Genomic DNA, 20,602 nt, shown 5'->3' on the forward strand with positions numbered 1-20,602 from the left:
CGCGATCAGCGGCCCAGGTACTTCGGCTTCTCCTTGTTCACGAAGGCCTGTACGGCGATGGCGTGGTCCTCGGACCGCCCCGCCAGCGTCTGGAGCTCGTCCTCCTTCTCCAGCGTCTCCGCCAGGGAGTGCGTCAGGCCGTGGGTCACGGACTCCTTGAGCGCGGCGTACGCCAGCGTCGGGCCCTCGGCCAGTGCCCGCGCCACCTTCTCGGCCTCGGCGCGCAGCTCGGCCGCCGCCACGACCCGGTTGGCGATTCCCAGCTCGTGGGCCTCCTGGGCGGAGATGCTGCGCGGGAAGAGCAGCAGGTCCATGGCGCGGCTCGGCCCGACGACCCGCGGCAGGGTCCAGGAGACCCCGGAGTCGGCGGTCAGGGCCACGCCCGCGAACGAGGTGTTGAAGGCCGCCGTGTCCGCCACGATCCGGTAGTCGGCGGCGAGCGCGAAGCCGAAGCCGGCCCCGGCGGCGACACCGTTCACGGCGGCGACCACCGGCTTCCGGGCGCCGGCGAGCGCCCGCACGATCGGGTTGTAGTGCTCCCGGACGGTGCTCATGGTCTGCCCCGACCCGGCCTCGCGGTCGGCGGTCAGCAGCCCGATGTGCTCCTTGAGGTCCTGGCCCACGCAGAACGCCCTGTCCCCGGCCGCGGTCAGCAGCACGGCCCGTACGGCGTCGTCGGCCGCCGCGGACCTGACCGCGTCCCGCAGGGCGACCTTCGTCGCGACGTTCAGCGCGTTCATCGCCTCGGGGCGGTTCAGCGTGATCGTCGCGAGCCCGTCGCTCACCTCGTAGAGCACGGTGTCGGCCATGGGACATCCCCTCCGGTGTCGCGGCTGTCGACGTACCGTTCGGTACGTCCTGTCCGAAGGACAGCATGACGGAGATCACCGGCCGGAGCGCGGAGCCGACGTGTGACCTGCGTCAAACAATTTCCCCGGGGCGGTTACCGGGCGACGTCCGTGCGGGGGCGCAGTATCGCAGCCACATCGCCGAATTGAGTGGTTTTGCTCGCGCGCGTTGCCCAAGCGATGCCTACCGATGTTGGTCATCGGGTCCTGAGATGCGGGATAATGGCCGGGAAGCAATGTGTTCGATGCCGGTGCCGTGTGTCCTGGGCCGTTGTGGACGAGGACCGCGCCTGCCCTTCGGTGGGCCGTCGGCTTTGACGATGAGCTGGGTTTCAGGAAGGGGAACGAGCATGGCGGCCATGAAGCCGCGGACGGGTGATGGCCCGCTCGAGGTGACCAAGGAGGGGCGGGGCATCGTCATGCGCGTTCCGCTCGAAGGCGGCGGTCGGCTCGTCGTCGAGCTGACCCCTGACGAGGCCGACGCGCTCGGCGACGCCCTCAAGAAGGTCGTCGGCTGACGCGCGAGCGACCACACACTTTTCAGCTGCCCCGGCATCCCACGCGGTGCCGGGGCGGCTTTTTTCGCGGGTCCGGGGCGGGTCACGGTCGGCCGGGGCGGGCGGGATCCGTCCGGCAGGCCGGGCGGGTCAGCGTTTGACCGCGCACAGGAGGCCGTCGCCCACCGGGAGCAGGGACGGCAGCAGGTCGGGGCTCTCGCGGACCGTGCGCAGGAGCTCCCGCAGCCGCAGGACCTCCGCCGGCTGCGGTGCGGAGTCCACCGTCCGCCCGTGTGCGAAGACGCCCTCGAAGACGACGAGGCCTCCCGGGCGCAGCAGGCGCAACGATTCAGCTAGGTAGTCCGGGAACTCCTGCCGGTCGCCGTCGCAGAACACCAGATCGTATCCGGCGTCCGCGAGCCGGGGCAGGACGTCCAGGGCGCGGCCGGGGATGAACCGGGCCCGGTTGCTGGCGAAGCCGGCGGCACGGAAGGCCTGGCGGGCGGACTGCTGGTGCTCCGGCTCGGTGTCCACGGTGGTCAGCACCCCGTCCGGGCGCATGCCGTTCAGCAGATGGATGCCGGAGACGCCGGTACCGGTGCCGATCTCCGCGACCGCCTTGGCGTCCACGGTGGCGGCGAGCAACCGCAGCGCCGCGCCCGCGCCGGGCGACACCGAGCGCAGGCCCGCCTCACGGGCCCGGTCGCGGGCCCAGCGCAGCGCGTCGTCCTCGGCGACATAGGCGTCGGCGAACGCCCAGTCCGTCTGCCGGTTGCCGGTGATGACCCTCTCCCGTCCCGTGGTTGCCTGGGCGTGACTGTATCCGTTGGGGCCGGGAACCCGCAGATGAGCCCGGTCGTTTGAAGGGGTGAGGAAGTGCCGCGGGACGTGACCGGGGGTGCGACGGGGGATATGGGATGGATCAGGACGAAGAGCGAGTGCTGACGCAGCCGGATGCGCCGTGGCAGCGCGTGTCAAATTCTCGTAAAACCGCTTATCCGGAGCTAACGGGCGAGGTGGCTATGGTAGGGGCTCCACTGGACACCACCAGAGCCGACAGGGGAGGTGCGGCCACGCCTGGGGATCGGGGAGGAGTGCTGCGGCGCTTTCTCGGATCGGCGGGCAGGCCGAAATCCGTGACCGACACCGCTGCTGACCCGAGCCGCGCCGACGGCATCGCTCCGACCGCGACCTTCTCCACCGACGCGGACGGGCAGGCGTGGACTCCGCCCACCTGGGAGGAGATCGTCAGCACACACAGCGGCCGCGTCTACCGCCTGGCCTATCGCCTCACCGGCAACCAGCACGACGCCGAGGACCTCACCCAGGAGGTCTTCGTCCGCGTCTTCCGCTCCCTGTCGACCTACACGCCGGGCACCTTCGAGGGCTGGCTGCACCGCATCACCACCAACCTGTTCCTGGACATGGTCCGCCGCAAGCAGCGCATCCGCTTCGACGCGCTCGGCGAGGACGCGGCCGAGCGGCTGGCCAGCAAGGAGCCCACCCCGCAGCAGCTCTTCAACGACGCGCACTTCGACGCGGACGTCCAGCAGGCGCTGGACACCCTCGCGCCGGAGTTCCGCGCCGCGGTCGTCCTCTGCGACATCGAGGGCCTGTCCTACGAGGAGATCGCCGCGACCCTCGGCGTCAAGCTCGGCACGGTCCGCTCCCGTATCCACCGCGGCCGCTCGCAACTGCGCAAGGCCCTCGCCCACCGCTCGCCCGAGGCGCGGGCCGAGGCGCGGGCCGAGCGCCGCGCCTTCATGCCCCGGGTTCCCGCGCTGGGAGGAGGGGGCGCGACCGCGTGAGTGGATCACGAACCGACCCCGCCGCGAGCGGCCTCGCGGAACAGCATCTGGGAGACCGGCTCTCCGCCCTGGTGGACGGAGAGCTCGGTCACGACACGCGTGAGCGCGTCCTGGCACACGTCGCCACCTGCCCGAAATGCAAGGCGGAGGTCGACGCGCAGCGCCGGCTGAAGAACGTCTTCGCCGAGACGGCCCCGCCGCCGCCCTCCGAGAGCTTCCTGGCGCGCCTCCAGGGCCTGCCCGCGGGAGGCGACAGCGACGGCGGCTCACCGCCGGCCGCCGGAGGGTTCCCCGGCCTGACCGGACGCTCCGGGGGACTTGGGGGGCCAGGCGTGTTCGGTGTGCGGCGCGACGAGCCGTTCGAGTTCCGCTACGTGCCGGTCGGCCCCCACTCCTCCGCGCTCGACGAGCCGGAGCAGCAGAGCGGCTTCCGGATCCACCGCGTCGGCCACCCCGACAGCGAACGGTCGGCCTCTCGGGGCCTGCGGTTCGCGTTCGTCGCCGCCGGGGCGGTGTCGCTGGCCGCGGTGGCCCTGGGCGGCGTGACCACCGGGGCCGCGGGCGACCTGGCCGCGGAGGCCCGCGGCGGCTCAGGGGCGGGCAGCAACGTGACCCCGGCGCGTACGGGGGGCGGTGGCGCGGTGACGGGTGCCGAGAGCGCGCGGCGCCGCCAGTCGGCCGTACCCCTGCTCGCGCAGTCCCAGCGGTCGTCGTCCGATGCGGCACCGGTGGCGCCCACCTCGCTGTCCGCGCCGCTGCTTCCCGGGGCGCCGGCCGCGGCCGCCGGACCCGCGCAGAACGCGGCGCGGCCGCCGGTGACGCCCGTGGCCGCCGGTGCGGCGGCCATGTCCCCGCTGATACGTCCGCTCGGCACGCGTCCGCCCGTCTCCCTGACCGCTTGGTCGCCCGACCCTCAGCTCAGGGCACCCGGTCTGCTCGCCGCACCCGTCCCCGGCCCCACGTCCGCCTCCTCCGCCCACCCCACCCCGCACCGGGCGCACTGACCGGCGCGGACACCTCTGCGCGGTGGCCCGCGAACCTGGTTGAATCCAGGTGGTCGCGCCCATGACACCGGTCAGGGCGCGGCAGTCGACGAAGCACGGCCACCGCCGACGAGGCGTGCCGCGGGCACCTGTGGGGAGAGCATGAACGAGGGGAAGCCCACGAAGTCCACCCGCCCGAGGTGGTGGACCCGGCGCGGGCCAGTGCCTCCGGCCGGGCCGCAGAGCACGGCAACGGCCGAGGAGCCCGGAGAGCCGACCCGGACCGGGAACGCGGAGCCGGGCACGCCGGCGTCCCGGGGGAGCAGTGCAAACGGGGACTACGAGCTGGAGCGCCCTCACACACGCCCGCGCCCGGACGGCGCCCGGAACGCGGAGGACGACGAGGGGGACTTTCCCCTCGCCGGGCCTGCCGCGGTGAACCCCGGGAGCGACCAGACCGCCCCCGGACCGGCCGACGCGGTCGACCACGCGGTGGACGGCCTGACGGACCAGGCAGTGGACGGCGTGGCGGGCCGGGCGGTGGACGGTGTGGCGGGCCAAGCGGTCCACGGCGCGTCGGAGCACGCTGCGGACAGCGCGGTGGAGCACGTCGTGGAGGGTGCCGGTGAGCGGCCGGCCGCCGCTCCTGGCGCCGCCGGGCCCACCGCCGAACGGCCCACGCCCCTCCACGACCCCGACCCCTACAGCACCCCGCCGTACGGCGAACCGGGCCCGTGGGCCCCGGCCCCGCCGGTGCAGCACCCGGCGGCGACACCCGCACCCAGTCCCACGCAGCCCCAGGCACCCACGCCGCACACCCCGACCCCGACCCCCAGCACCCCGACCTCGGGCTCTGGCATACCGACCCCGGCCCCCGGCAGCCCGGCCTCGGGCCCCGGCGTTCCGGCCTCGGGTCCTGGCGTTCCGGCCTCGGGCCCCGGCGCCCCGGCCTCGGGTCCTGGCATACCGACCTCGGCCATCGGCACCCCGGCCTCGGGTCCCGGCACCCCGCCCGCGGGCCCTGGGCTACCGGCCCCGGCCCCCGGCGTTCCGGCCTCGGGCCCCGGCACTCCGGCCTCACCGCACTCAACCCCGACGCCGCCCCGGGCCCCTGCGCCGACCTTCCTGCCCATCGACTCGTCGGCCTCGATCACCCAGCCGCCCGGTGCTCCGGTCCCGGCTGCTCCCTCGTCGGCTGACGGTGACGCCTACGCCGCTGTCGTCGAGTCGGCGGGCCAGGCGCCGGGCGCTGCGTCCGCCCCCGGCGGCGCCCACCAGGCGCCCCACCCCGCCTCTTCCGTCGTCCCCGGCGCGTCCGCCGGTCCCTGGCAGCGGTACGACCCCTGGGTCGCGGCGCCTCTCGGCGGGTCGTTGCAGCAGAGCGGGGCCGCGCTGCCGAGCGTGGAGCAGCGGCGCAGGCGGGTGCGGCGGGCCCTTGTCGGCGGAGCCGTGGTGCTCGCGCTGGTCTCCGGAGGGCTCGGCGGGCTCGTGGGGGCCTACGTCGAGCGCAACGGCGGCGTGGGCGCCGTAGAGCTGCCACAGGCCGGGAAGGAGCCCGCCGGACGAGCCCCGGACAGCGTCGCGGGGATCGCCGCCCGTGCCCTGCCCAGCGTGGTGACCCTGCACGTGACCGGCTCGGAGGAGCAGGGCACCGGCACCGGCTTCGTGCTGGACCGCCTCGGCCACATCCTGACCAACAACCACGTCGTCGAGCCCGCCGCCACCGGCGGCGCCCTGGGCGACATATCGGTGACCTTCAGCGGCGGCCAGACCGCGAAGGCCACGATCGTCGGCCGCGACACCGGCTACGACCTCGCCGTCGTCCAGGTCCGCGGCGTGCGCGGGCTGACGCCGATGCCCCTCGGCAACTCCGACAACGTGCAGGTGGGCGACCCGGTCGTCGCCATCGGCGCCCCCTTCGACCTCGCCAACACCGTCACCTCCGGCATCATCAGCGCCAAGGAGCGCCCCATCACGGCCGGCGGCGAGAAGGGCGACGGGAGCGATCTGTCGTACGTCGACGCGTTGCAGACGGACGCGCCCATCAACCCGGGCAACTCCGGCGGCCCCCTCCTCGACTCCCGGGGCCGGGTCATCGGCATCAACTCGGCCATCCGTTCCGCCGACAGCGGCTCGGACTCGCAGAGCGGCCAGGCCGGTTCCATCGGGCTCGGCTTCGCCATCCCGGTCAACCAGGCCAAGCGCGTCGCCGAGGAGCTGATCAACAAGGGCAGGGCCAGCCATCCGGTGATCGGCGTGACCCTCGACATGAGCTACACCGGTGACGGTGCCAAGGTCGGCACCAAGGGGCGCGACGGCGGTTCCCCGGTCACCCCGGGCGGACCCGGCGCCAAGGCCGGGATCAAGGCCGGTGACGTGATCACCGCGGTGGACGGCCAGGACGTCCACTCGGGTGAGGAGCTGATCGTCAAGACGCGTGCCCACCGCCCCGGAGACCGCCTGGAGCTGACCATCGAACGTGGCGGCGCACAGCGGAAGGTCTCCCTCGTGCTCGGGTCCTCGAACAATGGCTGACGCGAACCTCACAGGGGAGCCGGCCACTGCCGCGACACGGGACAACACACGGCTGCCGCAAGGCAAACAAGCCGGAAAACTGCTCGCGTACACGCACTCCGAGGCCTCGGGACGGTACCGGGAGCGCACAGGGGCCGGGTACCGTGGTTCCGGCCCGGACCACGGATGGACCCGTACACACCGGACCACCCGAGGGCCGAGGACACGGACATCGCAAGGAGCTTCAGGTGTTCAATGACATAGGACCGCTCGAGCTGGTGACGATCATCGTCCTGGCCGTGCTCGTGTTCGGTCCGGACAAGCTCCCGAAGGTCATCCAGGACGTGATGCGCACGGTCCGGAAGATCCGCGAGTTCTCGGAGAGCGCCAAGCAGGACATCCGCCAGGAGCTGGGCCCGGAGTTCAAGGACTTCGAGTTCGAGGACCTCAACCCCAAGACGTTCATCCGCAAGCAGCTCGACAACGACGACCTGGGGCTGAAGGAGATCCGCAACGGCTTCGACCTGAAGAAGGAGATGGCCGAGGTCACGGACGCCGTCCACAGCCGCGACTCCGACTCGACGTCCTCCGCGTCGGTTTCGGCAGGCGGCCGGGTCGACATGACCAAGAAGCCCGAGGACGGCACGGACCGGGACGACCGCCCGCCCTTCGACGCGGACGCCACGTAGGCCGACGCCGCCCAGGCCCAAGCCGTCCAAGCCGACGCCGCCCAGGCCACGGTCAGTTCACAGCGAGCCGGCGGGCCACGACCCGGGCCGCGCCGCCCCGCCCGGACCCCGGGAATTCCGTGCGGTCCCGTGGGGTCCGGTGCGGTCCATGCGGCCTGAACCCGTCCCTCCTGCGACCTACGCGCCGGGTGATTTCCCGGCTGCCCGAGACGGGCTCGATATGCTGCCGAGTTGTTGTGCGGACCGGACGCGTACGCCCGAAGGGGGGCGGGCAGCCCCGGTCCGGCGAGAGCGAGGAGGCGTCCGGGTACATGGAGACGACAAGTAGGGCGGTCGCGCAGGCGCCGGCCGCGGAGGGCGGGCAGCGGCTTCCCTCCGCCCAGCGCACGGTCGACGGCTACCTGCTGGCGCCCTTCCCGTGGTACGGCCTCGACGAGGCCTTCACGGGACCGCGCTGGCTGATGCAGGTCGGCACCTCGGCCGACGGTTCCGTCGAACACGGTTCGATCGGGCACGGCGACGAGCCCTCCGTGCGCAACGAGTTCGCGTCCGGTTCCCCGGACGACCCCAAGGAGAGGTTCGCGGTCGTCGTCACCGTCGCCGCCAACCCCGAGCGGCGCCTCGCCGACGGCACGGGGCAGCTGGAGGCCACGTCGGTCTCCTCGGCGGCCTGGCTCGCCGGAGTGGGCCTGCTGTCCTTCACCTGGCCCATGCAGATGGACCACGCCCTGCGCGACGACTGGCTGGAGCAGCAGACCGAGACGGCGTGGGTGCTCGCCGACGACCTGACCGGCCCGGACTGGTCGACGCTGTCCCTGCCCGTGGACGGCGTCCCTGCCCCCTTCCACTACCGCGAGTCCGAGTTCGGCTGGGTACTCGCGGGCACGACCCAGGAAGGGGTCCACGTGGGGGCGTACGGCAGGGGCATGAGCGCGTACGGGCTCGGCTTTGCCAAGGTCAAGGACATCACCGCGTACGCGTGACTCCCACGACGAAGGGGCGCCGTCCGCAGCGGAACGGCGCCCCTTCGTCGTACGAGCGGCATGAGCCCGACCAGGGGCTCAGGAGCCCCTCAGCGGCTCAGAACTTGTTCTTCGGCGTGATCCCCAGCGACAGCCCCGACAGCCCCCGCTGGCGGCCGCCCAGCTTGCCCGCGATCGCGCGCAGGGCCGAGCCCGCCGGCGAGTCCGGGTCGGTCAGGACGACCGGCTTGCCCTCGTCGCCGCCCTCGCGCAGGTGGACGTCGATCGGGATGCTGCCGAGGACCGGGACCGTCGTGCCGGTGGTGCGGGTCAGGCCGTCGGCGACCAGCTGGCCGCCGCCCGTGCCGAAGACGTCGACCATCTCGCCGCAGTGCGGGCAGGGCAGGCCGGACATGTTCTCGACCACGCCGACGATCTTCTGGTGGGTCTGCACGGCGATCGAGCCGGCCCGTTCGGCCACCTCGGCAGCGGCCTGCTGGGGCGTCGTCACGATCAGGATCTCGGCGTTCGGGACCAGCTGGGCCACGGAGATCGCGATGTCGCCGGTGCCGGGCGGCAGGTCCAGGAGCAGCACGTCCAGGTCGCCCCAGTACACGTCCGCCAGGAACTGCTGGAGCGCGCGGTGCAGCATCGGGCCGCGCCAGACGACCGGGGCGTTGCCGGGGGTGAACATGCCGATGGAGATGACCTTCACGCCGTTCGCCGACGGCGGCATGATCATGTTCTCGACCTGGGTCGGGCGGCCGTCCGCGCCGAGCATCCGCGGCACGCTGTGGCCGTAGATGTCGGCGTCGACCACGCCCACCTTCAGGCCGTCGGCCGCCATCGCCGCCGCCAGGTTCACCGTCACCGAGGACTTGCCGACGCCGCCCTTGCCGGAGGCGACCGCGTAGACCCGGGTGAGGTTGCCCGGCTTGGCGAAGGGGACCTCACGCTCGGCCTGGCCGCCGCGCAGGGCGTTCGCCAGCTCCTTGCGCTGCTCGTCGCTCATGACGTCGAGCGAGACGTCGACGCGGGTGACGCCCTCGACGCGCGAGACCGCGTCGGTCACACGCTGGGTGATCGTCTCGCGCATGGGACAGCCGGAGACCGTCAGGTACACGGTGACCGCGACCGCTCCGTCCGCGCCGATCTCCACGGATTTGACCATCCCGAGTTCGGTGATGGGTCGGTGGATCTCGGGGTCGTCAACCGTCGCCAGCGCTGCGCGCACCGCGTCTTCCGTAGCCATAAGGACGATGGTACGGCCCGCGGCGGCGGCCCCGGGACCCCCGTCAGCGGTCGTCCATGTCACGCCCGCGCGGGCGGTCTGCCGGGAATACGGCCGGTTCGCGATGGCCGTCCCGCAGCTCCTCCAGGTCCTTCATCATGTCCTGCAGCTCCGAGCGGATCCAGTCGCGGGTCGCCACCTCACCCAGGCCGGTGCGCAGCGCGGCGATCTCCCGGGTCAGGTACTCGGTGTCGGCGATCGACCGCTCGTTCTGCTTGCGGTCCTGCTCCAGGTTGACCCGGTCGCGGTCGTCCTGCCGGTTCTGCGCCAGCAGGATCAGCGGGGCGGCGTAGGAGGCCTGCAGGGACAGCGCCAGCGTCAGGAAGATGAACGGGTACTCGTCGAAGCGCAGATGGCGCGGTGCCGCGATGTTCCACAGCACCCACACCAGGATCACCACCGTCATCCAGACCAGGAACCGCCCGGTGCCGATGAAGCGGGCGATCCGCTCGGAGATCCGCCCGAAGGCCTCCGGGTCGTACTCCGGCAGCAGCCTGCGCCGGGGAGCGCGCGGCTGGTCCAGCCGGCCCGCCCGGGGCCGGCCGGCGGCGGTGGCACCCGCCGGGTGGCGCTCGCGGACGCTGTCGCGGTCAGCTGCCATGGGCGGCCCCCTTGCCCGGTCCGGCTGCCGGAGGGCCGCCCGGTGCGGCGGCCGGTCCGACGTCCGCCTGCTCGTCCAGGTGGAACTCGGTCTCCCGCCAGTCCTCCGGCAGCATGTGGTCCAGGACGTCGTCCACGGTGACCGCGCCCAGCAGCGAGCCGGCCTCGTCGACGACGGGCGCCGCCACCATGTCGTAGGTCGCGAAAAAACCGGCGACCACGGGCAGCGCGGCGTCCGGCGCCAGCGGCTGGAGATCGTCGTCGACGAGCGAGCTGACCAGGGTGTAGGGCGGGTCGCGCAGCAGTCGCTGGAAGTGGACCGTGCCCAGGTACTTCCCGGTCGGGGTCTCGTCGGGCGGACGGCAGACGTAGACCTGGGCGGCGAGCGCGGGGGAGAGGTCGGCGTTGCGGACCCGGGCCAGGGCGTCGGCGACGGTGGCGTCCGGGCGCAGCACGATCGGCTCGGTCGTCATCAGACCGCCCGCCGTGTGCTCCTCGTACGACATCAGCCGCCGCATGTCGGCCGCGTCGGCGGGCTGCATCAGACCCAGCAGCCGTTCCTGCTCCTCCACGGGCAGCTCGCCGAGCAGGTCGGCCGCGTCGTCCGGGTCCATGGCCTCCAGGACGTCGGCCGCGCGCTCGTCCTTCAGCTTGCCCAGGATCTCGATCTGGTCGTCCTCGGGGAGCTCCTCGAGGACGTCGGCGAGCCGGTCGTCGTCCAGGGCGGCGGCGACCTCGGCGCGCCGCTTCGGGGAGAGGTGGTGCAGCACGTTGGCGAGGTCCGCGGGGCGCAGCTGTTCGAAGGTGGCGAGCAGGTTCTCCGCGCCCTGCCCGTGCTCCTCCAGGGAGAAGCCGGTGACCGCCGACCACTCGACCGTCAGCGTCTCGCCCCTGCCGCGCCGGAACGCGCCGCCCTTGCGTCCCTTGCGGACGAAGACCCGGTCGATCTCCCAGTCCCGGCGCGCGGGCAGTTGCTGCACCGACAGGTCCAGGACGGTGACCTCCTCGCCCGTCTCGACCAGCGTCACCCGCCGGTCCAGCAGTTCACCGAAGACGAGCCGCTCGGTGGGCCGCTGCTCGAACCGCCGGACGTTGAGCACGCCCGTGGTGATGACCTCGCCGGACTCGATGCTCGTCACCCGGGTCATGGGCAGGAAGATGCGCCGCCGGGTGGAGAGTTCGACGACCAGCCCGAGCAGCCGGGGCGGCCGGCGCCCGACGCGCAGCATGACGACCAGATCCCGCACGCGCCCCACCTGGTCGCCGGCCGGATCGAAGACGGCGACGCCGGACAGGTGCGAGACGAAGATCCGCGGGGCGCCCGCTGCCATGGCCGCGCCTCCTTTGCCGTTGTGCCTGCTTGCCGTTGTGCCTGCTTTGCCGTCGTGGCGAGCTTTGCCGTTGTGCGCGCTCGTGATGCGTACGGCATCTCGTGGGTATGGTGGGTGTCTTTTCCCGCTTGCCCGTTCAGGTGGGCTTCAGGCTAGCCCGTCCGGTTCGGATACGCCCTGGTGAGCGGTCCGGACGGACTGGCTCCGTTCCTCGGCCGCGGCACCGGTACGCTGCGTTACGCCGCTTCGGGTACCACCCGTCGCATCTCTCGCATGCCTCGCACCAGTCGCTCGCGTCAGAAAGGCAGCGCCACCTGTGACCGCGATTCCCCAGGGCCGCCGTTCCCGCCGGGCCGCGCTGGTGAGCGCGCTGTGCGCTCTGGTCGCCGTCACGGGAGCGGGCCTTGCGGGGTGCTCCGAGAAGGATCCGGACGCGGGCACCAACGGCGTCGGCAAACTGCCGGCCGACCGGATCCAGGCCAGGACCCGGACGGCGGCGGACTCCGCGGACGCCGTGCACCTGTCCGGGAACGTCGTCAGCAACGGCCGTACGTACCGGCTCGACATGCGCCTGAAGTCCGACGGCGGTTCCGGCTCGGTCACCTCGCAGGGAGTGACCTTCGGGCTGCTGCGGGTCGGCAAGAAGCTGTATCTGAAGGCGAACGCCGAGTTCTGGAGCCACGCCGACGGCGACGGCAAGGACGGTGGCGGCAAGGACGGTGGCGGCGGCACGGACACGGGCGCCGCCGACAAGCTCGACGGCAAGTACGTGAAGGTGCCGCAGGGCGATCCCGCGTACCAGCGCTTCAGCGGCTTCACGGACAAGAACGTCCTCCTCGACGGCCTGCTGACGCTGCACGGCACCCTGGCCACGGACGGCCACCACGAGCAGTCCGGCGTCCGCACCATCCGCATCACCGGCGGCAAGGGCACCGGCGGCACCCTGGACGTCTCCCTGGAGGGCACGCCCTACCCGGTGCGCCTGGTGCGCGCGGGCGACGCGGGAACCCTCACCTTCTCGGAATGGGGCAAGGACTTCTCCCTGACCGAACCGGACAAGAGCGACACGGTCGACTACGGCAAGCAGCTGCCGACGTCCTGAAAAACCCTCATCCTCGTCCTCACTCTCGCCCTCCCCTCCACCGGCCCGGCTACTTGCGCCGCCGCTTCCGCAGCAGCAGCCGGGGCAGTCCGGCCGGGATCGGCCGGCGGGTCGTCGCGGGCGTCGGCAGCGGCGCGCCCGCCAGCGAGCCGTCGGGCAGCGGTGCGACCGTCCCCGTCGGCTCCAGGCGTACGACGCGGCACTCGCGGGCCCACCGGGCGGTCATGGCCTCGCCGTCGGGCGCGTTCAGGCGCTTGCCCTTGAGCTCGGCCACGGCCGCCTGCCACGCCTCCGACTCGGGCGCGAGCTCCACGACCTTCGCGGCCCAGGTGACCAGCCGGCCGCCCTTGTCCTTGCTGCGCACCGTCACCTCGGCGGCGCCGCCGTCGACCAGGTGCGGCAGCGGCTGCTCACCGGGGCCGTCGCCGACCAGACAGGCCGCGCCCTCGTGCCAGACGTGCCACAGGGCACGGGCCGGGACGCCGGGGCCCTTGACCCAGATGAGGCCGGACTTCTTGGTGGCCTCCTCGACGAGGGCCTGGTCGAGCGTCGCTCTTGTCATGGCAGAAGACTAACGAGGGCCGCGCGACGAGCAGGCCTCACAGCCAGCCGTTCCGCTTCAGCGTGCGGTGGATGCCGAGGCAGATCGCGACCGTGATGCTCATGATCACCGGGTAGCCGTACCTCCAGTGCAGCTCGGGCATGTACTTGAAGTTCATGCCGTACACCCCGCACACCATCGTCGGTACGGCGATGATCGCGGCCCAGGCGGTGATCTTCCGCATGTCCTCGTTCTGCGCCACGGACGCCTGGGCGAGGTTGGCCTGGAGGATGGAGTTGAGCAGTTCGTCGAACGCGATGACCTGCTCCTGGACGCGGGCGAGGTGGTCGGCCACGTCCCTGAAGTACTTCTGGATGTCCGGGTCGATCAGCCGCATCGGCCGCTCGCTCAGCAGCTGCATGGGCCGCAGCAGCGGCGACACCGCCCGCTTGAACTCCATGACCTCGCGCTTGAGCTGGTAGATCCGGCCGGCGTCGGTGCCGCGCGGGGTCCGGCCCCGGCCCGGCGAGAACACCTCGGTCTCGACCTCGTCGACGTCGTCCTGAAGGGCGGACGCGACCGCGATGTAGCCGTCGACGACGTGGTCGGCGATGGCGTGCAGGACGGCCGAGGGGCCCTTGGCCAGCAGCTCGGGGTCGTCCTGAAGCCGGTGCCGCAGGGCGCGCAGCGAGCCCTGGCCGCCGTGCCGCACGGTGATGAAGAAGTCCCGCCCGGTGAAGCACATCACCTCGCCGGTCTCGACGACCTCGCTGTTGGCGGTGAGCTGGTCGTGGTCGACGTAGTGGACGGTCTTGAAGACGGTGAAGAGGGAGTCGTCGTAGCGCTCCAGCTTGGGCCGCTGGTGAGCCTGGACCGCGTCCTCGACGGCCAGCGGGTGCAGCCCGAACTCGGTGGCGATACCGGCGAATTCGGCCTCGGTCGGCTCGTGCAGCCCGATCCACACGAAGCCGCCGTCGCGCCGCACCTGGCGCATGGCCTCCTGCGGGGTGAGCGGCTTCGGCGTATCGATGCGGGTGCCGTCGCGGTAGACGGCGCAGTCGACGACGGCGGAGGCCGTGGCCGGGTCGCGGGTGGTGTCGTACGCGCCGGTGTCCTTGCGCGGCGCCGGGCGGGACGGGCGGACCACGGCACGCAGGTCACGGATCATCGACATGGCGGGGCTCCTTCGCGACGAGCAACGAAGAGCCGCCCACGGCGGTCGGAACTGCCCGGAATGAGGACGTCCGGTGCGTAGATGTTTCGCACGTCCACAAAGCGGGGAGCACCGCACCGTCGCGGTGGCGGGCTTCATCGCTGATTCAGCTACTGACGCAGATCAGGCAAAGCGAAACGAAGTGCTCTTCCGCGTGAAGGCGCGCATACGGGAGGCGGTGGCCGGACAGTACGAGCAGACGCAACCGGAAAAGGCTGCGTCAACGGCGGGAAGAGCGGGTGCTACTGCACGGTCGACTTCGATCCATGACAGCCCCACCTCCTCCGGCCGGTCCCTCGTAAGGGAGTTCCATCGGCGTCGGGACCCGATAGCGACGCTTCTGCGTGCTGCCCCGAACCACCGGGCAAGAATATCAGTCGGCCGACGTGTCAAGGCGCCGCTTTGCCCGCTGCTGACGAGTTCTATGCTCCCCGCATGGTTGATGTTCTTCCTCTGGTCGAGGCCCGGTTGCGTTCCGCGCTGGGCGAGCCGGACGCGCGCGCGGCGGTCACCTTCCTCGGCACGGACCGCATCGAGGTGCTGCGCTTCCCCGGCGAGGACGGGGAGGGGGCCATCGTCCGCTACGCCACCCTCGGCATGTCCGCCCACCCGATGACGGACCCCACGGCGGTGCTCGCGGACCCCGTCAAGGGGCCGCGTGCCGAACTCCTCCTGTCGGTCAGGGCCGGCCTCGCCGACACCGGCAAGGTGCTCCGCCCGCTGGCCGTGCTGGCCGCGTCCCCGCAGGTCGAGGGCGTGGTCGTGGCGCCGGGCGCCTCGCTCGACGTGGGCGAGCCGCTGTGGCCCGGCGCGCCCTTCACCTCGGTCCTGGTGGCCGAGCCGGGCGGTCTGGTGGAGGACCTGGAGCTCGACGCGCCGCTGGACCCCGTACGGTTCCTGCCGCTGCTGCCGATGACGCCGAACGAGGCCGCCTGGAAGCGCGTGCACGGCGCGCAGGCGCTCCAGGAGCGCTGGCTGGCGAAGGGGACGGACCTGCGGGACCCCGCCCGCCGGCCCGCCCCGCTGGAGTGACCGATCTCACTCAACGAATCGCCGAGAAGCGTCAGTTGGCGAACACCGCGACGCCGTCCTCGGTCGCGTGCTGCGGCTGGTGCTCCTCCGCGTCGTGCGTGAGCGCACGGCGCCGGAGCAGGACCACGAGCGCGCCCACGACCGCCGTGGCGCCGGCGACCACGAACGGGACGTGGAGGTCGGTCCACTCCTCGATCTTCGGTGCCAGATAGGGCGCGGCGGCGGCCGCGAACCAGCGCACGAAGTTGTAGCCGGCGCTCGCCACCGGGCGCGGAGCGTCCGACACGCCGAGGGCGAGCTCGGTGTAGACGGTGTTGTTCACGCCGATGAACGCGCCGGACAGGATCGTGCAGACGATCGCGGTGGTGTGGTCGCCGTAGCCGAGGACGACCACGTCGGCGGCGAGCAGCACCAGCGAACCGCCGAGCACCTTCAGCGAGCCGAACCGCTTCTGCATGCGCGGTGCCACGATCACCGAGAAGACGGCGAGCAGCACCCCCCAGGCGAAGAACACCGCTCCCGACTTGTAGGGCGTCATGTTCAGTACGAAAGGCGTGAAGGCCAGCACGGTGAAGAACGTGTAGTTGTAGAAGAACGCCGAGACCGCCGCCGAGGCGAGACCGCCGTGGCCGAGCGCCTTGATCGGGTCCAGCAGCGAGGTCCTGCGGGCCGGCTTCGGCTGTTCCTTCAGGAACGCCGTGATGCACAGGAAGCCGACGGCCATCAGGAACGCGGTGCCGAAGAACGGATAGCGCCAGCTGGCGTCACCGAGCAGCGCGCCGAGCAGCGGGCCGCATGCCATGCCCAGGCCGAGCGCCGACTCATAGAGCAGGATCGCGGCGGCGCTGCCCCCGGCCGCCGCGCCGACGATCACCGCGAGTGCGGTGGAGACGAACAGCGCGTTGCCCAGCCCCCAGCCGGCCCGGAAGCCGACCAGCTCGCCGACCGAGCCGGAGGTGCCGGCCAGGGCGGCGAAGACCACGACGAAGGCGAGGCCGAGCAGCAGGGTCTTGCGGCCGCCGATGCGGCTGGAGACGAAGCCGGTCACCAGCATCGCGATGGCGGTGATCAGGAAGTATGAGGTGAACAGCAGGGAGACCTGGCTGGCGGTGGCGTTCAGGCCCTTGGCGATGGAGGGAAGGATCGGGTCGACGAGCCCGATGCCCATGAAGGCGACGACGGACGCGCCGGCCGTCGCCCAGACGGCCTTCGGTTGCCGCAGAATGCTGCCCGCTCCCGCGTCGAAGGGGTCCTCGGCCATGCCGTGCTCCAATCCCGGTGAGATCGCCGTGTGAGATCGCCGTGTGAGATCGCTGTGCGGTAGATGGTCGGCCAATTTGGTTGGCTTTTACACATAGTAAGTTAGCTCGGCTAATTGATGCAACATGCATCTAGTTCTGCCTGGTCAGGTGTTCCCTCCGGTCGGGTGATCGTCCTTGACGTGGCGCGGTCCGGGTAGGACCGTGGGGCCCTATGAGGGGCGAACCCAGTTGCCCGAAGTGCGGTGGCCGGGTCAGGGCTCCCGGACTCTTCAGCGACGCCTGGCGGTGCGAGGTGCACGGGACGGTGTATCCGCTGCAGCCCGTGATCCCGCCCAGCGTCGAGGCCCTGAGTGTGGTCGTGAACCGCACCCAGGTACCGGTGTGGATGCCTTGGCCACTGCCGGTCGGCTGGCTGTTCACCGGTGTGGCCTACGCGGGTGACGACCGCAGCGGGGGCCGCGCCACCGCCGTGGCCTGCTCGGGACCCGGCCCGCTCGGCGGTGTGGGGGAGCTGATCCTCGTCGCCGAGGAACTCGGCGTCGGCCTCGGCGCCCGCTACGCCGGCATCGACGGCCCGGACCCCGGCCCGTCCCTGAACGTGGAGAAGCCGCCGGACGCCAAGGTGCTGGCCGGTGGCCGCCCCACCCCGCTCTGGCACGTCTCCGGTGCCCCGGTCGACCGCGCCGTGTTCGCGGGCGAGGCGCGCGGGCTGTGGCTGTGGGCGGTGGTGTGGCCCGAGCAGTCGGGGCTGCTGATGTACGACGAGCTGGTGCTGGCCGACCTGCGCGACGCGGGCGCCGAGTTGGAACTGGTGCCGTGCGGGGCGCTCTCGCCGCGGCTGCTGCATCCGTAGGTCCCCAGGCGCGCCGGGACCGGAGGTGCGGGGAGGGTGTAGGGGGTGTCATGGCGCATCGGGTGTGACAGGGCATGCCGTGTCTCCCGTTATCCTTGGGTGTCCCCTTCCGTCCGTCATCGCCTGGAGTCAGTGTCGTGCGCATCGATCTGCACACCCACTCCACCGCGTCCGACGGTACGGACACCCCGGCCGAGCTGGTGCTGGGCGCCGCCGCGGCCGGTCTGGACGTCGTCGCGCTGACCGACCACGACACCACCCGCGGACACGCCGAGGCGATCGCCGCGCTGCCCGAGGGGCTCACCCTCGTCACCGGCGCCGAGCTGTCCTGCCGTATCGACGGCACCAGCATGCACATGCTGGCCTACCTCTTCGACCCCGCCGAGCCCGCCCTGCTCGCCGAGCGTGAGCTGGTCCGGGACGACCGGGTGCCGCGGGCCAAGGGCATGATCGCCAAGCTGAACGCGCTGGGCGTACCGGTGACCTGGGAGCAGGTCGCGCGGATCGCGGGGGACGGCTCGGTCGGACGGCCGCACATCGCCTCCGCGCTCGTCGAGCTGGGCGTCGTACCGACCGTGGGCGACGCCTTCACCGACCAGTGGCTGGCCGACGGCGGCCGGGCCTACGTCGAGAAGCACGAGACGGACCCCTTCGAGGCGATCCGGCTGGTCAAGGGGGCCGGCGGGGTCTGCGTCTTCGCCCACCCGGCGGCCGTCAAGCGGGGCCGTACGGTTCCGGAGTCCGCGATCGCCGAGATGGCCGCCGCGGGACTCGACGGCATCGAGGTCGACCACATGGACCACGACCCGGACACCCGGGCGCGGCTGCGCGGCCTGGCCGCGGAACTGGGGCTGCTGGTCACCGGTTCGAGCGACTACCACGGCAGCCGGAAGTCCGTCTCGCTCGGCGAGTTCACCACGGACCCCGAGGTCTACGGGGAGATCACCCGGCGGGCGACCGGGGCGTTCCCGGTGCCGGGCACCGGCGGAGCCTGAGCCACGACGCTCCGACCTCACCCTCCCCTCACCTCTTCACTTCTCCCGCAAGGCCCTCATGTTCGACGTCGCTGTCTTCGGCTCTCTCTTTCTGACCCTTTTTGTCATCATGGATCCCCCTGGGATCACCCCGATCTTCATAGCGCTGACCGGTGGACGCACCGCACGGGTGCAGAGGCGGATGGCGTTCCAGGCCGTCTGTGTGGCAGGTGGGGTGATCGCGGTGTTCGGCCTGCTCGGCCACCAGATCCTCGACTATCTGCACGTCTCCGTGCCCGCGCTGATGATCGCGGGCGGGCTGCTGCTCCTGCTCATCGCACTCGACCTGCTCACGGGCAAGACCGACGAGCCGAAGCAGACGAAGGACGTGAACGTCGCGCTCGTCCCGCTGGGTATGCCGCTGCTCGCCGGTCCCGGCGCGATCGTGTCCGTGATCCTCGCCGTGCAGAAGGCCGACAGCGTGGCCACGCAGGTGTCGGTGTGGTCGGCGATCCTCGCGATCCACGTCGTGCTGTGGCTGGTGATGCGCTACTCGCTGCTGATCATCCGGGTCATCAAGGACGGCGGTGTGGTGCTGGTGACCCGGTTGGCGGGCATGATGCTCTCCGCGATCGCCGTCCAGCAGATCATCAACGGCGTCCTCCAGGTGATCCGGGGCGCCTGAGGCTGTTCGGGGCGCCTTTGTCTGTCCCGGTCGTCTGCGGCTGTGCCGAGGCGCTTGAGGTTGTGCGCACGCACGCAAGAAGCCCCCGTACGGCGCAAGCGCCGCACGGGGGCTCGAAGCGTCAAGAGCGGTCCGCTGTTACGAGGCCGTGGTCTCGGCCGGGCGGATCCAGAGCCGCTGACCGATCGCGGCGGCCTGCTGAACGATCCGGTTGACGGAGGCGGCGTCCACGACGGTGCTGTCCACGGTGGTGCCGTCGACCTCGTCGAGTCGCATGATCTCGAAGCGCACGGGCTTCTCCCTTCGTCTGGTCATCCTCCTGCGGAGAATTACTGGTGAGGTGGGTGGCGCGGGGGGCGTCTGTGCCCCTTGTTCCATGCATAGTCAACGATCCATGTGTTACGAACATTCCCTACGCTAAAGAAATTTTTCGAACGTCTAATTACCGACCGGTAAGGCTGGGGTGCTCGACCGACCGGGACCGGTTGTGTTCGCAGCGTGATCGCCGAGACAATGGAGGCGATGAACGAGGACCAAGCGGCGCTGGCCGCCCGCATCGACCGCACGAACGAGCTGCTGGAACGCATGCTCGCCGAGGTGGCCAAGACACCCTCGACCCATGCGATCTTCGTCGACGCCGGCTACCTCTACGCCGCCGTGGGCCGACTGGTCGCCGGGACGGAGGACCGCCGCGCCTTCGACCTGGACGCCGAGGGCCTGATCGACGCGCTCATCGACCGCGCCCGCACCGTCTTCGCCGACAGCCGGCTGCTGCGCGTCTACTGGTACGACGGCGCCCGCCGCCGCATCCACACCGCCGAGCAGCAGTCCATCGCCGAACTGCCCGACGTCAAGGTCCGCCTCGGCAACCTCAACGCCAACAACCAGCAGAAGGGTGTCGACTCACTCATTCGGACGGACCTGGAGTCCCTGGCCCGGCACCGCGCCATCAGCGACGCGGCCCTGCTCGGCGGCGACGAGGACCTGGTCTCGGCGGTCGAGGCCGCCCAGGGCTTCGGCGCCCGGGTCCACCTGTGGGGCATCGAGGCGCCCGAGGGCCGCAACCAGGCCGAGCCGCTGCTGTGGGAGGTCGACAGCCAGCGCACACTCGACCTCGACTTCTTCAAGCCGTACGTCTCCCGGCGCACGGCGGTGACGTACGACCCGGCGGGCGGCGACCGGCCCAGCCGCGACGACGTCCGCTTCGTGGGCGCGCAGATCGCTGCGAAATGGCTCGCGGCACGCGGCCGGGACACCCTGGTGGAACTCCTCCCCGGCCACCCCTACCTGCCCGGCTCGGTCGACCAGGACCTTCTGGTCGAGGCCGAGGGGCTGCTGCAGTACTCGCTGCGCGGCCAGGCCGACCTGCGACGCGCCCTGCGGGACGGCTTCTGGGACCACCTCCAGGCGCAGTACT

Annotated in this window: 21 protein-coding genes; 12 read left to right on the top strand and 9 right to left on the bottom strand. The window is 71.7% G+C overall.

The features are described from left to right. Nucleotides 1-5 precede the first annotated feature (5 nt). Nucleotides 6-809, bottom strand: a complete 804-nt coding sequence (locus R2S09_RS08655; protein WP_316740322.1) for an enoyl-CoA hydratase-related protein — start codon at nucleotides 807-809, stop codon at nucleotides 6-8. 389 nt (nucleotides 810-1,198) lie between these two features. On the opposite strand from R2S09_RS08655, the gene R2S09_RS08660 reads away from it, so the two are divergent. Continuing rightward, complete coding sequence (locus R2S09_RS08660; RefSeq protein WP_003966491.1) at nucleotides 1,199-1,366, top strand: DUF3117 domain-containing protein; 168 nt, start codon at nucleotides 1,199-1,201, stop codon at nucleotides 1,364-1,366. Nucleotides 1,367-1,495: 129 nt separating this feature from the next. On the opposite strand, the gene R2S09_RS08665 is transcribed toward R2S09_RS08660, so the two are convergent. Continuing rightward, nucleotides 1,496-2,191 (bottom strand): O-methyltransferase, encoded by a 696-nt coding sequence (locus R2S09_RS08665; RefSeq protein WP_316740346.1) that lies wholly within the window; start codon nucleotides 2,189-2,191, stop codon nucleotides 1,496-1,498. Nucleotides 2,192-2,439: 248 nt separating this feature from the next. Between R2S09_RS08665 and sigE the strand changes: the two genes are divergently transcribed. The 5 genes from sigE (at nucleotide 2,440) to R2S09_RS08690 (ending at nucleotide 8,322) form a co-directional block, all read left to right on the top strand. Further along, nucleotides 2,440-3,153, top strand: a complete 714-nt coding sequence (gene sigE / locus R2S09_RS08670) for an RNA polymerase sigma factor SigE (protein ID WP_306189465.1) — start codon at nucleotides 2,440-2,442, stop codon at nucleotides 3,151-3,153. After that, nucleotides 3,150-4,157, top strand: a complete 1,008-nt coding sequence (locus R2S09_RS08675; RefSeq protein WP_306189464.1) for an anti-sigma factor — start codon at nucleotides 3,150-3,152, stop codon at nucleotides 4,155-4,157. The genes sigE and R2S09_RS08675 overlap by 4 nt, the downstream gene beginning before the upstream one ends. Nucleotides 4,158-4,571: 414 nt before the next feature. Next, a complete protein-coding gene (locus R2S09_RS08680; protein WP_316740323.1) occupies nucleotides 4,572-6,671 on the top strand; it encodes a trypsin-like peptidase domain-containing protein in 2,100 nt (699 codons plus the stop codon). A 227-nt stretch (nucleotides 6,672-6,898) separates the two neighbouring features. Further along, nucleotides 6,899-7,339, top strand: coding sequence for a sec-independent translocase (locus R2S09_RS08685; protein WP_316740324.1), 441 nt, complete (start codon nucleotides 6,899-6,901; stop codon nucleotides 7,337-7,339). 311 nt (nucleotides 7,340-7,650) lie between these two features. Further along, nucleotides 7,651-8,322: a hypothetical protein gene (locus R2S09_RS08690; RefSeq protein ID WP_306190462.1), complete on the top strand. Its 672-nt coding sequence runs from the start codon at nucleotides 7,651-7,653 to the stop codon at nucleotides 8,320-8,322. Nucleotides 8,323-8,419: 97 nt separating this feature from the next. On the opposite strand, the gene R2S09_RS08695 is transcribed toward R2S09_RS08690, so the two are convergent. The 3 genes from R2S09_RS08695 to R2S09_RS08705 are packed head-to-tail and all read right to left on the bottom strand — an operon-like array spanning nucleotide 8,420 to nucleotide 11,523. Then, nucleotides 8,420-9,553, bottom strand: a complete 1,134-nt coding sequence (locus R2S09_RS08695) for an Mrp/NBP35 family ATP-binding protein (RefSeq protein ID WP_316740325.1) — start codon at nucleotides 9,551-9,553, stop codon at nucleotides 8,420-8,422. A 43-nt stretch (nucleotides 9,554-9,596) separates the two neighbouring features. Further along, entirely contained in the window at nucleotides 9,597-10,193 is a 597-nt protein-coding gene (locus R2S09_RS08700; protein WP_306190465.1) for a DUF1003 domain-containing protein, read from the bottom strand. Continuing rightward, the gene (locus tag R2S09_RS08705; protein ID WP_316740326.1) at nucleotides 10,183-11,523 is read right to left on the bottom strand and encodes a magnesium transporter MgtE N-terminal domain-containing protein; all 1,341 of its coding nucleotides are present in this window, start codon (nucleotides 11,521-11,523) and stop codon (nucleotides 10,183-10,185) included. The genes R2S09_RS08700 and R2S09_RS08705 overlap by 11 nt, the downstream gene beginning before the upstream one ends. A 316-nt stretch (nucleotides 11,524-11,839) precedes the next feature. Here R2S09_RS08705 and R2S09_RS08710 point away from each other — a divergent pair, with 316 nt between their 5' ends. Continuing rightward, the gene (locus R2S09_RS08710) at nucleotides 11,840-12,625 is read left to right on the top strand and encodes a hypothetical protein (RefSeq protein ID WP_316740327.1); all 786 of its coding nucleotides are present in this window, start codon (nucleotides 11,840-11,842) and stop codon (nucleotides 12,623-12,625) included. A 49-nt stretch (nucleotides 12,626-12,674) separates the two neighbouring features. On the opposite strand, the gene R2S09_RS08715 is transcribed toward R2S09_RS08710, so the two are convergent. Together R2S09_RS08715 and R2S09_RS08720 are read right to left on the bottom strand one after the other, a co-directional pair. After that, nucleotides 12,675-13,187, bottom strand: coding sequence for a hypothetical protein (locus tag R2S09_RS08715; protein ID WP_306190469.1), 513 nt, complete (start codon nucleotides 13,185-13,187; stop codon nucleotides 12,675-12,677). Between the two features lie 37 nt (nucleotides 13,188-13,224). Next, nucleotides 13,225-14,340, bottom strand: coding sequence for a magnesium and cobalt transport protein CorA (locus R2S09_RS08720; RefSeq protein ID WP_316740328.1), 1,116 nt, complete (start codon nucleotides 14,338-14,340; stop codon nucleotides 13,225-13,227). 474 nt (nucleotides 14,341-14,814) lie between these two features. On the opposite strand from R2S09_RS08720, the gene R2S09_RS08725 reads away from it, so the two are divergent. Next, complete coding sequence (locus R2S09_RS08725) at nucleotides 14,815-15,411, top strand: suppressor of fused domain protein (RefSeq protein ID WP_316740329.1); 597 nt, start codon at nucleotides 14,815-14,817, stop codon at nucleotides 15,409-15,411. 31 nt (nucleotides 15,412-15,442) lie between these two features. On the opposite strand, the gene R2S09_RS08730 is transcribed toward R2S09_RS08725, so the two are convergent. After that, nucleotides 15,443-16,672, bottom strand: coding sequence for an MFS transporter (locus R2S09_RS08730; protein WP_316740330.1), 1,230 nt, complete (start codon nucleotides 16,670-16,672; stop codon nucleotides 15,443-15,445). 212 nt (nucleotides 16,673-16,884) lie between these two features. On the opposite strand from R2S09_RS08730, the gene R2S09_RS08735 reads away from it, so the two are divergent. The 3 genes from R2S09_RS08735 to R2S09_RS08745 all read left to right on the top strand — a co-directional run bounded on the left by R2S09_RS08735 (nucleotide 16,885) and on the right by R2S09_RS08745 (nucleotide 19,185). Then, entirely contained in the window at nucleotides 16,885-17,526 is a 642-nt protein-coding gene (locus tag R2S09_RS08735) for a DUF6758 family protein (RefSeq protein WP_316740331.1), read from the top strand. Nucleotides 17,527-17,663: 137 nt separating this feature from the next. After that, nucleotides 17,664-18,521, top strand: a complete 858-nt coding sequence (locus R2S09_RS08740; RefSeq protein WP_306190478.1) for a PHP domain-containing protein — start codon at nucleotides 17,664-17,666, stop codon at nucleotides 18,519-18,521. A gap of 58 nt (nucleotides 18,522-18,579) precedes the next feature. After that, entirely contained in the window at nucleotides 18,580-19,185 is a 606-nt protein-coding gene (locus R2S09_RS08745) for a MarC family protein (protein WP_306190480.1), read from the top strand. Between the two features lie 138 nt (nucleotides 19,186-19,323). Here R2S09_RS08745 and R2S09_RS08750 read toward each other — a convergent pair whose 3' ends face one another. Then, the gene (locus R2S09_RS08750) at nucleotides 19,324-19,500 is read right to left on the bottom strand and encodes a hypothetical protein (protein WP_159007048.1); all 177 of its coding nucleotides are present in this window, start codon (nucleotides 19,498-19,500) and stop codon (nucleotides 19,324-19,326) included. Between the two features lie 198 nt (nucleotides 19,501-19,698). Here R2S09_RS08750 and R2S09_RS08755 point away from each other — a divergent pair. Further along, the coding region (locus tag R2S09_RS08755; RefSeq protein ID WP_372337769.1) for an NYN domain-containing protein at nucleotides 19,699-20,602 on the top strand (904 nt) is incomplete at its 3' end.

The sequence above is a fragment of the Streptomyces sp. MK7 genome, from assembly GCF_032658145.1.
In the GTDB taxonomy this organism is placed as follows: domain Bacteria; phylum Actinomycetota; class Actinomycetes; order Streptomycetales; family Streptomycetaceae; genus Streptomyces; species Streptomyces spiralis.

What these genes read in the sequence shown, in the direction of transcription:
- R2S09_RS08725 (WP_316740329.1), top strand. Translation starts at nt 14,815, where the DNA reads ATGGTTGATGTTCTTCCTCTGGTCGAGGCCCGGTTGCGTTCCGCGCTG.
- R2S09_RS08660 (WP_003966491.1), top strand. Translation starts at nt 1,199, where the DNA reads ATGGCGGCCATGAAGCCGCGGACGGGTGATGGCCCGCTCGAGGTGACC.
- R2S09_RS08700 (WP_306190465.1), bottom strand. Translation starts at nt 10,193, where the DNA reads ATGGCAGCTGACCGCGACAGCGTCCGCGAGCGCCACCCGGCGGGTGCC.
- R2S09_RS08730 (WP_316740330.1), bottom strand. Translation starts at nt 16,672, where the DNA reads ATGGCCGAGGACCCCTTCGACGCGGGAGCGGGCAGCATTCTGCGGCAA.
- R2S09_RS08735 (WP_316740331.1), top strand. Translation starts at nt 16,885, where the DNA reads ATGAGGGGCGAACCCAGTTGCCCGAAGTGCGGTGGCCGGGTCAGGGCT.
- R2S09_RS08745 (WP_306190480.1), top strand. Translation starts at nt 18,580, where the DNA reads ATGTTCGACGTCGCTGTCTTCGGCTCTCTCTTTCTGACCCTTTTTGTC.
- R2S09_RS08690 (WP_306190462.1), top strand. Translation starts at nt 7,651, where the DNA reads ATGGAGACGACAAGTAGGGCGGTCGCGCAGGCGCCGGCCGCGGAGGGC.
- R2S09_RS08715 (WP_306190469.1), bottom strand. Translation starts at nt 13,187, where the DNA reads ATGACAAGAGCGACGCTCGACCAGGCCCTCGTCGAGGAGGCCACCAAG.
- R2S09_RS08655 (WP_316740322.1), bottom strand. Translation starts at nt 809, where the DNA reads ATGGCCGACACCGTGCTCTACGAGGTGAGCGACGGGCTCGCGACGATC.
- R2S09_RS08720 (WP_316740328.1), bottom strand. Translation starts at nt 14,340, where the DNA reads ATGTCGATGATCCGTGACCTGCGTGCCGTGGTCCGCCCGTCCCGCCCG.
- R2S09_RS08750 (WP_159007048.1), bottom strand. Translation starts at nt 19,500, where the DNA reads ATGACCAGACGAAGGGAGAAGCCCGTGCGCTTCGAGATCATGCGACTC.
- R2S09_RS08695 (WP_316740325.1), bottom strand. Translation starts at nt 9,553, where the DNA reads ATGGCTACGGAAGACGCGGTGCGCGCAGCGCTGGCGACGGTTGACGAC.
- R2S09_RS08705 (WP_316740326.1), bottom strand. Translation starts at nt 11,523, where the DNA reads ATGGCAGCGGGCGCCCCGCGGATCTTCGTCTCGCACCTGTCCGGCGTC.